The organism is Nostoc sp., assembly GCF_036917655.1.
In the GTDB taxonomy this organism is placed as follows: Bacteria; Cyanobacteriota; Cyanobacteriia; order Cyanobacteriales; family Nostocaceae; genus Nostoc.
In genome coordinates, this window is record NZ_JBALCY010000044.1 from 21,796 (window position 1) to 36,606 (window position 14,811).

Genomic DNA, 14,811 nt, shown 5'->3' on the forward strand with positions numbered 1-14,811 from the left:
TTGACACTGTTTAATGTGTGTCTCTGTTTATCTGTGGTTTTCATTGATTTTGCTCTCAACTCCAATAGGATGGATTAGAGTTTGCTAGCTAGCGAAATTTAGACAGCAGAGAAGTAAACTTTAGACTTCACTGGGTCAGGATTCATTGTCTTGTCACCAGGTTGCCAACCAGCTGGGCAAACTTCGTCGGGGTGAGACTGAACATACTGAATTGCTTGTAATGTCCGCAGGGTTTCATCAACGCTGCGACCAAAAGCTAGGTTGTTGATAGTGGCGTGCTGTATGATACCATCTTTATCGATGATGAACAGACCACGCAAGGCAATGCCTGCTGCTGGGTCAAGCACGTTATAAGCGGCGCTAATCTCTTTCTTGATGTCGGAGACTAGAGGATAATTCAGGTCGCCGACTCCACCAGACTTACGATCTGTTTGAATCCAAGCGAGGTGGGAGAATTCACTGTCAACGGAAGCCCCAAGGATTTCCGTATTAATTTTATTGAATTCTTCGTGGCGATCGCTAAATGCTGTGATTTCAGTCGGACAAACAAAGGTAAAGTCTAGTGGGTAGAAAAACAGGACGACATACTTACCGCGATAATCGGAAAGTTTGATTGTCTTAAATTCCTGATCTACCACAGCCGTTGCTGTGAAATCGGGAGCTTGTTGACCAACGCGGAGGCTTGCTTCGGTTCCGTAAGTAAGGGACATTAACCTAATTCTCCTTTATCGGTTTAGTAGCGTTGGAATTCGGGTCAGCTAAAACTCACCCATCCACGCTCTCACAGTTTAATTACGATCTGTTACGACTATATCATACTCATAACGATTTTGAGTAGCAAATGTCTGATTTAGATACAAGAGAATGGTTGCTTACCAATGGCTTGGGAAGTCTTGCCAGCGGTACACTTTCTGATGTCCGCACGCGCACTTATCATGGTTGGCTGTTTGCCGCTACAAACCCACCTTCTGGGCGGACTCTGCTGTTTTCGCACATAGAAGCTAGCTTGGAAGTATTAGGGAGCGTTGTGGCACTGGGGACAAATTTTTGGGGTAGCGGTCAGATTGAGCCGACAGGCTACAAACTGCTACGATGCTTTGATATTAACCCAGTTCCAAAATGGACTTGGGGTCAAGATAACTGGCAGTTAACTAGACAATTGGTGATGCCCTATGGTTTGGTGGGCGGTGGAGACTGGGGGAAAAGCAGGGGAGCAGGGAGCAGGGAGCAGGGGGAAAATTCCTCTTTTCTGCATCCTTCCCCTTGCCCCCTGCCCCCCGGCCCTCTGCCTCTTCCCAATGCCCCTGCCCAATTTTGCCATCGGATTTTAATTCAGTATCGCTATGACGGAAGTGATACAGCAATTTTAAGGCTGCGACTGCTGATAGCAGAACGTGACTTTCACCACCAGCAAACTGCTAGTCCAGGATTACAGTTCTCAGAATTGCTTGGGCAACAGCAAGTCTGTCTGCAAGCAAAAAATTCGGGTAATTTCGGTATACCTTGGCACTTGCGCTGGACACAAGGAAAATATCAACCAGATGCAGTTTGGTATTGGAATTATGGATTGTCTGAGGAGACAAAACGGGGATTAGGCGACAAAGAAGACCTCTACAGTCCTGGTTACTTGATAGTCACACTACAACCAGGAGATGTGGTGACTCTAGAAGCACGAGTAGGTTTTCCAGACTCGATGGCAGATGTTCTCACCTCCGAAACCTTTGCAGAAGCCGTGGAGGCAGAGCAAGAACGGCTCTCCCAGATTCTTGGATGGAGTGAGGGGAGCACAGGGGCAGAGAAGCAGAGGAGCAAAGGAGTAATAAAGAATCTCTCTCCTCTTCCCCCCATCTCTAGACCTCTGCCTGTTGTGCCCAATGCCCCATGCCTAACACAACTCTTGGAAAAGCTGCGCCAACCGCAACGCTCAGTAAAAGTGCCCCATGCCCAATCTACAATCTGGCAAGAATTAATCAAAGCAAGCGATCAGTTTATCGTCTATCGAGCCTCAATTGCAGGCCCCACAATCATTGCTGGTTATCACTGGTTTAATGAGCGAGGACGCGACATATTAATTGCATTACCTGGGTTAGCACTAGTTCCACAGCGCTTTGACCTGGCAAAAGGAGTATTACGGACTTTTGGGCATTACTGTCGCCACGGTTTGATGCCTAATGCATTTCCTGATGCGGATGGCGAATCACTTTATAACAGCATCGATGCGGCGCTGTGGTGGATTGAAACTTTAGGACTTTATTTAGAAGCTACCCAAGACTGGGAGTTTTTGGCAGAGCAATTCTCTGTAGTCCAACAAATCCACAAAGCCTTTGTTGGTGGTACACGCTACAATATCCAGGTTGATGCTATTGATGGGCTAATTGGTTGGGATGCTCGTGGTGTAGCCCTCACCTGGATGGATGTGGTAATTGGGTCATACCCCGTCACGCCCCGTTCCGGTAAGCCAGTGGAAATCAATGCGCTGTGGTATTCTGCTTTATGTTGGCTGAGTCAGTGGGCAGAACGATTGAGCCAGCTTGAGTTTGGTGAGCCAGTGCGTCTCACTAAGCAAGCACAGCGTTATGCTGAACAAGCAGAACGGGTTAAAACCTCGCTGCAAAAGTTCTGGAATCCTCAGCTAGGTTATCTGTACGATACTATTGAGCCGGACGATCGCCGGAATTTTCAAATTCGTCCCAATGCTGTTTTGGCGCTGTCGCTGCACCATTGTGGGTTTTCTGAACAGCAAGGGTGTCAAATATTAGATTTGGCTACTGCCAGCTTGCTGACCCCCTATGGTCTTCGCAGTCTCGATCCAGGAGATCCCGAATATAAAGGAAAATATGAGGGCAATCAAGAGCAACGCGATCGCGCTTATCATCAAGGCACTGTTTGGGCTTGGCTAATTGGGCCATATATTCGGGCTTGGCAACGTTTTTATCCACAACAATCGCTGCCTTTTGATTGGCAACCCCTGCTAGATCACTTCCTATTTGACGCTTGTCTTGGTTCTATTTCTGAGATTTTTGATGGCGATTCACCTCACACACCCAGAGGTGCGATCGCTCAAGCTTGGTCAGTTGCCGAAGTAATCCGCCACATTAAATAGTGCTGAGTATAAGAGATAGCCATAGCTCACCACTCACTATTTGTAAATTTTTATCCCAAAAGTGTAACAACAGCCTGAATTTCCACTTGTTCTGATGAAAATTTTTCAGCGATAAAGTATTTAGTTGCTCAAGTAAAATAGCACCATCAAAAGGTGGTTTTGATCCCAAAATCTCTGTTTGCTGACTTTTGTGCTTAAACAATTCGAGCAGGAGCGTACCATGAGTTACATTACCACAGGCGAGCGCATTGGCTACGAGCGAGGGAAGGAGGAAGGACAACAGGAACAAGCACAAACACTTGTACTACGACAGCTACAAAAACGGGTAGGAGAGTTACCACAACAGGTTCGAGAACAGATTTAGAGTCTTTCTCTAGAACAATTGGAAGCACTGGGTGAGGCTTTGTTAGATTTTAGTGCGCTCGCTGATTTGCTCAACTGGCTACAAACTGATCAAACAGTTAGTGCTGAGTCCTGAGTATTAGAGGTCAAACTTGCCTCTTACAGAGCAGTCAAAGTTACTCTATCTTAACTCCACTTATCGCTCACTACTTATAACTTTTAAAGTGGCTCAGGTCGGAGTTGAACCAACGACCCCAGGCTTATGAGTCCCGTGCTCTAACCAACTGAGCTACTGAGCCAGATTTATTCAAATCATTAACTAATATAGCATACAAATTTACTCAAGACTAGCCCCTTTTGCAATTTTGTTAGAACTTCTATCCCTGTTGAAGTCATAGAAAGCAAAAGAGGGAGGTGAACTCCCTCAACTAACAAGCCAATCATTTAGTTACAGACAGTCAAGAATTACAGGCGATTTGGTAGGAAAGCTATTGGGTTAACAGCATCCTTGCCTGTGGGATGAATTTCAAAGTGGCTGTGTGGCCCAGTGCTGTGACCAGTGCTACCCATTAAAGCAATTGTTTCTCCTTGATGCACATGCTGACCAGGTTGCACCAGAATCTTGCTGTTATGACCATAGCGAGTCATGCTGCCATCGGCATGACGAATATCGACGAGGTTGCCGTAACCACCATTGTTCCATCTAGCTTGTTCTATCGTACCATCAGCCGAGGCAACAACTGGTGTGCCAGTGGAGTTAGCAACGTCAATTCCTTTGTGCAATCTACCCCAGCGCCAGCCGTAGCCAGAGGTGAGGGTGCCCTTTGCCGGCCATGTGTAAGCTATAGATGAGCTAGATGGAGGGGGTATAGTTTCGTCAATCGCTCTGGGCAGATATTGATCCACTGCTGCTAAAGGTGGTATCCGCATCTGTGGAGAAACTGTAGTTCCCCGCATCTTTCCTAATGAGTCAGAGGCATTTACTCTTCCAGAAGGTGTTGCAACCCTTACTCTTGTGCCAGATGGATTGCCAGAGGGAGTCCACTGACTAGCAGACCCCAGATTGGGCAAGAAATCTGGATTTACTGGCTCGTTAGCCGGCATAGTAGCACGGAATTGGGACTTAGTTGGTTGTTGAAAGCTATAGTTAGCTCTAATAGGTGTAGGAACTGGAATTGGTATCGCTACACTATTCGGTCGAGACGCGGGGTTGGGTACAGTGAAATTATTGGGGGTAGAAATAGGAGTGAGCATCGCAGCATTATTAGTTTCGCTAGCTGCTACTGGTACAACTAAGTTACCAGACTGTTGAGCGCGATATTTCTGCTGTAACCTCTGGATTTCCGCTTGTAAGCCCCGCAAACGGTCATTATTGTTATTGTTTACCCTTGCTACCCTATTTGTTGGTGTTTTAGGCTGTTGCATTTCGGCAAAAGCTTGTGGCACTGGAATGTCACCACCGACGCCATAAGAACTAGCCGTGGGGGGGGCTGTTTCTAAGTCGGTTGCACTATTTGCCTGAATCTGAACAGTTACCGGTGTAGGGACGGTAACGCTCCTGTTGTCGGCAATAGTTGGTGATTGTGAAGTAGGTAGATATGAGTTGGCACTACCAATATTCACAGAGGAGGTGGCTACTTTTGGAGTTTTGCTGGACTCAACAAAAGTGGCGTTACTCGCTACAGTTGCCTCAACTTGAGCCACTGCTGGAATAATCAGTTTTTGACTGATTTGCAGTGCATTTGGATTATTGAGGTTATTTGCCTTGACTAGTTCTGATACTGAAGTATTGTATCTGCTGGCGATCGCTGCTAGTGTATCTCCAGACTTAACTTCGTAGGCTGTTCGAGTCGAGGACGCAATAACTGTTGGTCTAGCTGGTACAAGTGCAGTCGTCTGTGTCTTCTGTTTTAACCTCGATATCAGGTTCGCTTTGCTTGCATCGCCAGAAGTGTCCGACTGGGCTAATACAGTTTTTTCAACTACAGTCGTCGGCTGCGCCAACCCCATATCAGCTTGTGATAAATTTTTGGTCTCCCCAGACCGCAACTCCGCCAGACTTTTTCTTAAACGGTTCGATTTTTCTTGTAAGCGATTCAGTGCGAACTCTTGTTGCGCCTTAAGTTGTGCGTTTATTTCACTGTTGGCTGCGGTTGACGTTGCCACTGTTTGTGGCTGGGCAGTTAGTGATGCATTTATACTACCAACACCATTAGCACTAGAGTCAGACAGATTATTGACTGTTGGGAAACTAGTCTGGGCTAAGGAAGTGTTCAATCCCTGTGCCACTTGGGGCTTTAGGTTAGTGGAATTTTTATAAACCGCTGTTGCTTGGGAAAACGTTTCTGATGCAGGAACTTGCAAAGACATTCCATTTGCCGCAACTTGCCATTTAGCTTCAAGCCCAGGCACTTGTGAGACTGCCGTTGGTTCCACGATCACAGGATTTTCCGGCACGCTCGCTGATGAGACTGCTTGGGACCCTAGCTTTGTGGAGGCGAATTTCACCTCAGTGTCAGGAACAGCAGGAATCGCTGAAGTTGCCTTTTGGCTACCTACAGGCACCGCTGCTTGGGCTTGATCGCTTTGCCGAGTCACCAAAAGGCTGGTTGCTCCCATAGAGATTGCCAAGCCAATCATGGCAGCTTTTGTCCGTACCCGGCGGTTAACTTTTGGATTCATTACATTTAGCAGTTCTACCGGGGCATCATCGCTGCTGGGGTTATTGTTCAACACAGCTTTTACTCTCTTTTTTAATGCTCGTTTCAAAGACGACCTCCTATGATCACTAGCGCTTAACTGACCTCGATTTTTCAGTTGGATACTAGTCAATGATTTAGATCACAACGAATGATAGATCAAGATCACATTCACCAGAGATGCTTACGCAAGATTAACCCGCTTCTCTGATTTAGACAAGTTCACACGTGTTAGCAAAATTTAAAATTTGCTGTGTTTTCTTGTCCGAACCACTCCTAACACCACTTAGGACGTTTTCCTCTTTCCCATTGTCCGCGCTTGTCTTGCGTCAATCGCGGGGACTGGACAAACTATTTGCCAAGTCCATAGTCGCTGCTGAGAATTAAATTGCTGCGACTTCTGGAAAAGTGATGCCCCCTGCTGTAGATATCTTCAAGATATTTCTACCGAATCCGTCTTCTCAACACGAGACTTTACGTTGATTATTCCCTAAAAAACAACCGTATGAACTATCGGCTACTTTTGGGCTGCTTCCTTTGCGTTCTTGGAGCCAAAATAGCTCAAATGTAAAACACAACTGGGTTTTAGCGCTTTTTTTCCCAATTTAGGATGTTTCAAATTCATCAAAATCTATCATTCAAATTTGGCAATATCCGAAGTTTTATATACAAATTTCTTATAATAACCTCCCTCTCCTTGTAAGTATCTTCCACTACAATTTGGTGAAAAACCCAATTTTCGGTATATTGTTTTACATATTATTGCCATTACCAAGAAAATTTTTACCGCCACAAATAACTCATTTAATAGATTTCTGGACATATCATAAGTATATTTACTTGTGATTGTGAAGGTAAACAACTATTGTAAATACCCTAACTGACGACGGGTTTCAAATAAGCTAATTGCCACACTCACTGACAGATTTAAGCTGCGAACCCCCGGTTGGCTCATGGGAATATACAGGGTAGCATCGCAATCTGACAGAATTGCTGGTGGTAAGCCTGTGGTTTCACTACCAAACAGTAGCCAATCATCAGGTTGAAACTGAAAGCTGACATAATTACAGTTTCCACTGACAGTATAACCCAACCATCTGCCTCCACGCTCTTGATGTAAGGTTTTAAAAGCTTCTAGCGATTCGTGATAGTGGAGCTTGACATAAGGCCAGTAATCCAAGCCAGCTCTTTTGAGGTAGCGATCGCTAATTTCAAACCCCAAAGGGCCCACCAAATGCAACTCCGTACCCGTAGCGGCACAAGTACGGGCAATGTTACCTGTATTAGGAGGGATTTGCGGGTTAACTAAAACTACCTGAGGCATTGTCCGTATAATTTACGTATTGTATAAAACAATCTATTCTCAATGTTAAATCTACCAAAAGATAGAGGCTATTCATAGGTTTTGTTAATAATAATCAAGCATCCTCCATCGATTAGATTTTTAAAATGAAGCGTAAACCCTCCCAGAGCAATGCCTGAGAGGATATTTCGCTAAAATAAGAGAATATTAAGTTTTATGTAGAAAAAGTGGGAGTGGGGAGTGGGGAGTAGGGAGTAGGGAGTAGGGGAGAAGAGTTTGCCCAATGCCCAATGCCCAATGCCCAATGCCCCCTAACTCTTCAGTTAAGCCAGTAGAGACGAACATAATTTGTTTTCGAGTTCGATTTCGCGCTCTTGGGTGGCGACAATAGCTTGGGTGATGACGCGCTGACTGTCAAAACCGACTGAGTGTAATTGCAACCACTGTTGAGCTTCATTACCTTCGCGGAGGATTTTGTGCAAAGGGGAAAGGAAACAGCCAAAGCCTTGTTGTTTAGCGATCGCCCAAACATCTTGGTACATTTCAGAAATCCAATCTCTCGCTAGGATACTTCTGCCATCTTGCCAATGCCTCAGTTGAGCATCGAGACTACCAGCAGCAGCAGCAGCTTCGTTGTCAGCAGTCAGGGTGACGAGTTCTTCGCCAGAGAAGGTACTTTGGGTTAACGGATCGATGCTGGGATTTTCGATTACTTGCAATAAACGCGCTTCTAATAAGGCAGTAATCGCCAGCAAGGCAATGGGATCTGTGACTAAATCGCAAATTCGCAATTCTAGACGATTCAAATCATAGGGACGGCGATCGCCATTTGGTCGCACTGATGTCCACAAATGCCGCACGTTTTGCATAGTTCCGGCAACGAGTTGATCTTCCACCCACTGGATATGATCGGCGTGGCTGGCAAATAATGGCACACGGCTAGGCGTTTGAGGAAATAGGCCCCAACGAGTGGAGTGATAACCAGTAGTTTTGCCATCCAGGAATGGAGATGAGGCGCTGAGGGCGAGAAATAGAGGTGCTTCCATGCGGATCACCCGACACGCCCGCATTAATACTTCTGGATCGCTGATGCCTATATTGATATGTACGCTGGCGGTGACTACTTTCGTGCCGTAGGTGTTCTCAATGTAGTCATGATAGGGGTTTGCTGGATCGGAACGCAGAAAGCGATCGCCCCCACCCAAAGATAAAGTACTCCCCGGTATCAGGGTGTAATCGCCCAAGCGATTGAGGTAGTTTCGCAACTCCCGCCTGGGACGCAGCAAGGCACACAATAAATTCTCGTAATTATGGGATGGTTCGGTTATATATTCGACGTTGCGGCTATCTGGCTCCCGCATAAATCCACCCAAAGCGGCAACAATTTTGTCGGAGAGACCGACGATTTCACCTTGAGGCGTGCCAGTGTACATCTCAATCTCAAAGCCTTTTAATAAGACCACCTTGTTCTCCTCGGCTCTCTCTGCCTATAAATTGTATCGAATTAGACGCATCTGTGGATCTATCTTTAAGTCAATAAAAGGTTAAGAATCATTTTATTGATCATTCATGCTAAATCCGGCTGACAGATTTATTGCCTGTCTTTTGGAAAATTCTTATTACTTAAGTATGAAAGATATCCTAATAGAATTTACGCACTATATAGATCAGCATCATGGATGTTAATGAATTTGGTTATTTCAGTCAGTTAATTTCAACTGAAACTCTCCACGCTATGGGGTTAGTTATTAGACATTGTGTGCTAATTTAAAATAATAGTATACACCTTTAGATACATATTCGTCTCACTTACATACTGATATGACGTTGAAGCAGCAAATATGATAATGTTAACATCATATTTTATCTATGTATTTTCTTTAATAATGTATGTTGCGAGATAAAATTATCAGGTGAATCACTTTCTTGAACAATATTGAGACGGAGAAACTGCGCCCAGACTTCATCACTAAGTAAGTTTAAAGCAGTTTTGGGATTGTGACTTGCGATCGCGCCGATAACTTTATGCCATCCCTGTTGCAATAATTCAACAAAAGCCTCTTCATTAGAAACTTGATTCAGCAACAAAAGTGCAGTTTTAAAACTTGCTGAATCACCTAGTAAATTTTTCGATCTTAATCCCTGTAGTGCTACATTTAACCACACAGGCAGAAGTTCCAGCCAATTGTTTTGTTGAATCTCTTTGAGTGTAATGTCTTCCATACCTAGCGCACCCCACACACATAAAGACTCTACAGCTAGTTGAAAATCACGGTTTTCTAGAGCATTTTCCCATAATTTTTGAGCATGATTTTGGAAGCGATTAGCGAGAAATTCATAAGCTTCCTGAACTTGATACGGAATTGTAACTTTATAAACTGACTCGCCTCGTGGTAGGTAGTCGCCGCGATAAGATAGCCAGTTATGAGAACCACAAAGATGGATTTCCTGATCAACTATTACTTCTTTGACATGGGAATCTCCCAACCAAAAAACCTGTACAGATGGTAAACCATCAGGTGTTTTTATCGCTCGAAGTTTTTTCTCTAGTTCTGGTAGAATTGGTTTTTCTTCATCTTCTTGTCGCCGCGAAATTCCATGTCCAATTAAAATCCAGACTCCGCGGTTAGCTAATTTCTGTAACAGAGTTAGAAATTTTTCATTTACAACTGCCTGATTCACCCAAGGAGAATAGATTAGAATCTGATGTTTAGCCGAATTTAAAACTTCTAGAAAAGCTTGAGCCATTTGTCCATCGCGTAACTGTACAGCTTCACCTATCGCTTTATAACCATCTACTTTCTCACTGGTTTTTGTGGCATTTTCAAGCGCCTGTTGGCGAATATTTTCGAGTCTAGCTTCTATTTCAGTATTTTTCTGCTTGAGAATGGCTTCACGTTCAAAACTGATAGTTTCGGTTGACAATTGACATAATGTCTGTAAGGATATTTTACCTTCTGTGTGTAGTACTTCCAACCAATTTGATGCTGACTCTAAAATTTGCTTTCCATTTCTTATTTGGATGCTCAATTTATCTTCAAGGGCATCGAAGATAACGAAAAGTGATATCTTTTTCCAAATTTTTTGAGTCGAAGTTAGTACCTTACAGGAAGTGATGATTTTTCCTTCTTCTGGTATATGAAGTGCTAAATCTGAAGCCTGAATACTTTTTTGGATTTCCTCAAGTGATAACACGGAAATTTCAGTAATTGTATTATTAATAGTTATAAAGTCTGCCAAATCGGGCAAGTTTATCACTGTCTCGTTTAAAGATTCAGATTGAAAGATTATTTTGTCACTTAAAGGGTCTGTAATAGCATTAAGCTGTACAGGATATGGGGGTTGTGGTACAAATCCTTTTTCATAAAATGAGCGACCTTCAGGAGTGACTGTAATTGGCGATGTTGCTGATAAAGTTTGTAATGAACGAAGAGTTGCAGTAGTAGTTTTGATAAATACAGAATCAAGTCCAAGTACAGAGGCTAATTCATCTTCTGTTGGCGGAGGTTGAAATTCAATAGCAGCGCGGATGATAAATTCTTCGAGGACGTTAAACTGGCGGGGTTCTTTGATATTTACTTCTATAGGAGTTTGACGCAAGCTATAACGGAATTGACGCGCTGCTAAAACTGATAAACTAGAACTTTGCGCTTCTATTTCATCTACCAAATTTTTTAGATTCTCATCAATAGGTTTAGCAGAAGAGGCGAGAAACATCAACGAAACCTCCATGTAGACGCACGACGTTTGAAACATTGGAGTACATACTTCCGACTTGTCCACGCTGCTGGGTAAATAGCGAATGACAACCCGCAATTACTAGTAGTTCTTGAGCGCGGGAAAATGCAACGTTAACCCGTTCTGGCTTTTTGGCAAATCCCACATCTCCTCTACTATTGTTGCGAACCATACTAACAATTACAACAGGTCGTTCCATACCTTGAAATCTGTCTACCGTACCAGTGGTAATTTGCAGTGATGGAAAATGTTCCGATTGCAGGCATTTATCAATTTTTCTGAGTTGAGCGCCATAAAATGTAATCACCGCGATTTGTTTTTTTGGTTCACCATTAGCAACTTTAGAAGACCAAGCACTCTCGAACTGCTGACACAAAGGTTGAATTGCATAAATTTCTTTAGTATTAAAGTAAGAAGTTCCATCTCGTTCCTCTAAAAACTGTTTCTCTATAGGCGTGTGTACCCAGATAAGATGCTGAGATTCTTGAATTATTTCGCCTGCTAGATTATGTGCGCGTTTGGTATCAGGCTCTAAGATACCACATTCTAGTTTGCCGTCATAAAACTGATTGATTGCACCCATAATTATGGGGTGCATTCGATATTGTGTATTTAACATTTGTTTGATGCTATCATTAGCAGCTTCAAACTGAGTTTTAAATAGTGACTCTTGCAATAATTGTAGTTCTGCATTTGTGATGCCAATCTCTTGAGAAACTTCCTCTAAAGTCTTCGTGTCGAGCATAGGTGGTAATTGTCGATGGTCGCCTACCATGACCAACTTTTTACCTTTCAAGGCGGGGATTAATAACTCTGGAGGAGTACATTTACTAACTTCATCAATAATGACGACATCAAAGTATTTGAATTCTTGTGAAAAATGGTAATTTGCAGCTTGAACACAGGTGATACCAACGACGTTGGCATTATCTAGATAAATACGCCTTAAATCAGTGCGATCGCACTCTGTTGGATTTCTTAACTTTCCTATCCAATCTTGAACAAAATACTGATATTTGTTAAGATAATTGTCTTCTTTTTGGAGTTGCTGCTGCCAAAATTTAAACTGATTTTTGATATTACATAAAAAGTCTAGATTCAACAAGTCTGTAGAATAAACTTCAGGCTTGAATTTATCAGGAATAACTTCCCAAATCGACTGCCACCAAGTTCGCTCATTTGAGATATATTTTAATTGCTGGTGTAAATGCTCAACAATTGTCTCGATTTGGCTTTGAGTTACTATGAATTGGCTTTTATAAGTTTCAGTTGTTTTCTGCAAGCTAGTAATATGAACTATGAGCAGGTCTTTGATAGTCGCAAGTGTAGCAAAAGTATCGATTAAGTAAATCAAAGTATCAAGTTTTTTTATTCGATTTTCCCAGTTATGTAGTTTTGCTATAAATTGTGGCGTCTCAGTCAGAATAGTTGAAGGATTATCGAGGTATTGTTGCACTAAAAGTCTTAATTCTTTAGGTAAATATGGGAAGGGGAAAAGTTCTTGTAAGAATGCGATCGCTCTTTTAAATTTGAAGTCAGCTTCACTGCGAGAAGTTTCTAGCTCCTCTTGATTAGCAGATATTTTTTGCTGTTCATTAGCCGCTAACCTCATCTCTTGATTTAATTGAACCTCAAGCTGCTTTTGCTCTTTTTTTGTTTCAGCCTGTAGTTGCTTTAGCCATGTACGCGCACTCGTAACCATACCGTTGGCCACGTCCACTGTAATTTTCGAGATAGCCGATTCACTCTCAATAGGTTGAACTTTTTCAAGTATAATCTGGAGTTTTCTCTTAATAGCCTCAAGAGTTACCGCCGCAGCATAACGGCGGCTATATGGGCGTAACTTTTGAGCTATGGAATCCAAACTTTTCCGCTTGAGAGCAACCGCAAGCATCCATTCAATAATCTGACCCCAGACTCCTAGTGGTTTCTCAATCTCATCGATACTATTTTGTGCTAGTTGCTTCAGCTTCATGAGGGATTCCACAGGGTCTAGCGCTTTACTAACGCTCACCTGAGAAATAGCAGCTTCATTGATTGAGGGATAACCTGGTATATTTCGCCTCCGCACGAGTAAATCTTTTATCTCACTAACCCGACTGCATACCCTATCCCTTTCATGGTATTTCTGAATTAACTCATTAACTTTTACCCGACACTGATCAAGACTTTGTTGCCAGGGTAGATATTGTTCTGCGATCGTCATGCTTCGTAATCTTGAAGGTAATGAGATTAAGTCAACTGTAAAGTCTTGACGATTTTGTAAGCACTGTGTCAAGATATTGACGATATTTAAATTAGCTGTAGACAGCCATATATCAAGGTCATTTATTGTTAAACTAATCTCAGATTCACGGTTGTGTAGATCCCTAATTATTTGATGCAAATTTTGCTGGTTAGCAAGCAATTGTTGATGATTTGACTTTAGGCGAGTAAGAAATTCTGAATTTTGTGTGTAAGTTTGTGCAGCTAACTCCGCTTCCGTTATTACCATAGCTGTATCACTGGCGTAAGCTAATGCTGTGCGAACTTCAGTAATCCAAGAAGCTACAGTATTTTGCAACCAAGCGGCTAAACCAAATAAGCTGTAATTTGGGTGAACCATACGAATTTCAGCAAGGAACAACATCTTGAACATTTGCTGCTTTGAAGATTTTTGATAATATTGCCCGTCAGCGATAAAATTCCCGACTTTTTAGAAAAGTCAGGAATCTAAACCTTACAATTTTTACAAATAAAATAAAATTTTTATAGTCTCTACTTTCAATACTATGCCGTGACTCAAAACAAAATTTTATGACAAATAATATCAGCTTGAATAATGATTAGTTTTATCAGTATATTGCCTAAAATTTTATCTATCACATTTTTCAGATTATCATCAACAGGTTTAGCAAAAACCGCCAGCTATTTCTGAAGCGCCTGCTGAAAAGTTTTGATGGCATCAACATGATTTACCATATTAATGCAGCGTAACAACAAATCAAGATCGATTCCTTTGACTTCCTCACTACTGGAAACCCTTTCATAGTGAAGCGCGTTACCCTCTTGACGCAGGTGATAAACTTCTAACACGCCATCTTCCCAGAACCACACTTCTGGAATCAACAGCCGCTTGTATGCCTCCAGTTTGTTGATACCGCCACTGGTAAACACCACCTCTACTGCCAAATCGGGACGGACTCGACCAGGGACAAGTTTATAAGATTCATCCGCCTCTCGCTTGACAGCACCCGATTCACTTTCTAAGGTCATTGATCCAGTTGGAGTAAAGTCAAACCCTGCCATGAGCAGGTAAAGTTCTAACAATGCGGCAATTCTCTTCTTAACAGTTTCGTGGGGTTCTCCAGGCATTCTTCGGATCTCCAAAACACCATCCAGGAAAGACAGCCGATATCCTGGACGGTCTAATAACTGCTCAACTGCTTTGAATTCTCTCCAAGTCAGTCCTTCAAACAAAAGGGGTGATTCTTTTGTGGGTGTAGCGATCGCTGCTCTAGTCATAAAAGTCTCCAGTCTGTTTCTAAATGAGAAATGATCAGCTTTGGAGTTCAGTTTCTTAATTGTAACTTTTTTCTAGGATATTAAAAATTACTTTTTATTTCCTAAACGTTTAATTCACAACA

At 42.7% G+C, this 14,811-nt stretch carries 8 protein-coding genes, 1 tRNA gene and 1 pseudogene; 2 read left to right on the plus strand and 8 right to left on the minus strand.

Annotation, left to right across the window (positions count from 1 at the left end; all coding sequences use genetic code 11):
• Positions 1-98: 98 nt before the first annotated feature.
• Positions 99-710 carry a peroxiredoxin gene (locus V7K30_RS16255; protein ID WP_292771814.1) on the minus strand — a complete coding sequence of 204 codons (612 nt, stop codon included), beginning with the start codon at positions 708-710 and terminating at the stop codon, positions 99-101.
• A 131-nt stretch (positions 711-841) separates the two neighbouring features.
• Between V7K30_RS16255 and V7K30_RS16260 the strand changes: the two genes are divergently transcribed.
• Both V7K30_RS16260 and V7K30_RS16265 read left to right on the plus strand, forming a co-directional pair.
• Positions 842-3,103 (plus strand): amylo-alpha-1,6-glucosidase, encoded by a 2,262-nt coding sequence (locus V7K30_RS16260; RefSeq protein WP_335000892.1) that lies wholly within the window; start codon positions 842-844, stop codon positions 3,101-3,103.
• Between the two features lie 196 nt (positions 3,104-3,299).
• Positions 3,300-3,581, plus strand: a pseudogene (locus tag V7K30_RS16265) (DUF4351 domain-containing protein); the annotation flags it as partial.
• A gap of 89 nt (positions 3,582-3,670) precedes the next feature.
• On the opposite strand, the gene V7K30_RS16270 reads toward V7K30_RS16265, so the two are convergent.
• From V7K30_RS16270 to V7K30_RS16300, 7 genes are all read right to left on the minus strand, one after another.
• Positions 3,671-3,744: transfer RNA gene (locus V7K30_RS16270), tRNA-Met, on the minus strand.
• Positions 3,745-3,910: 166 nt separating this feature from the next.
• Positions 3,911-6,214 (minus strand): peptidoglycan DD-metalloendopeptidase family protein, encoded by a 2,304-nt coding sequence (locus V7K30_RS16275; protein WP_335000894.1) that lies wholly within the window; start codon positions 6,212-6,214, stop codon positions 3,911-3,913.
• Positions 6,215-7,006: 792 nt separating this feature from the next.
• Positions 7,007-7,468: a tRNA (cytidine(34)-2'-O)-methyltransferase gene (locus V7K30_RS16280; protein ID WP_335000896.1), complete on the minus strand. Its 462-nt coding sequence runs from the start codon at positions 7,466-7,468 to the stop codon at positions 7,007-7,009.
• A 302-nt stretch (positions 7,469-7,770) separates the two neighbouring features.
• Positions 7,771-8,910 carry a glutamate--cysteine ligase gene (gene gshA, locus V7K30_RS16285; protein WP_335000898.1) on the minus strand — a complete coding sequence of 380 codons (1,140 nt, stop codon included), beginning with the start codon at positions 8,908-8,910 and terminating at the stop codon, positions 7,771-7,773.
• A 400-nt stretch (positions 8,911-9,310) separates the two neighbouring features.
• The gene (locus V7K30_RS16290; RefSeq protein ID WP_335000900.1) at positions 9,311-11,164 is read right to left on the minus strand and encodes a hypothetical protein; all 1,854 of its coding nucleotides are present in this window, start codon (positions 11,162-11,164) and stop codon (positions 9,311-9,313) included.
• Positions 11,142-13,790 carry a DEAD/DEAH box helicase gene (locus tag V7K30_RS16295; protein WP_335000901.1) on the minus strand — a complete coding sequence of 883 codons (2,649 nt, stop codon included), beginning with the start codon at positions 13,788-13,790 and terminating at the stop codon, positions 11,142-11,144. The genes V7K30_RS16290 and V7K30_RS16295 overlap by 23 nt, the downstream gene beginning before the upstream one ends.
• Before the next feature lie 302 nt (positions 13,791-14,092).
• Positions 14,093-14,689 (minus strand): Uma2 family endonuclease, encoded by a 597-nt coding sequence (locus V7K30_RS16300; RefSeq protein ID WP_335000903.1) that lies wholly within the window; start codon positions 14,687-14,689, stop codon positions 14,093-14,095.
• Positions 14,690-14,811 lie beyond the last annotated feature (122 nt).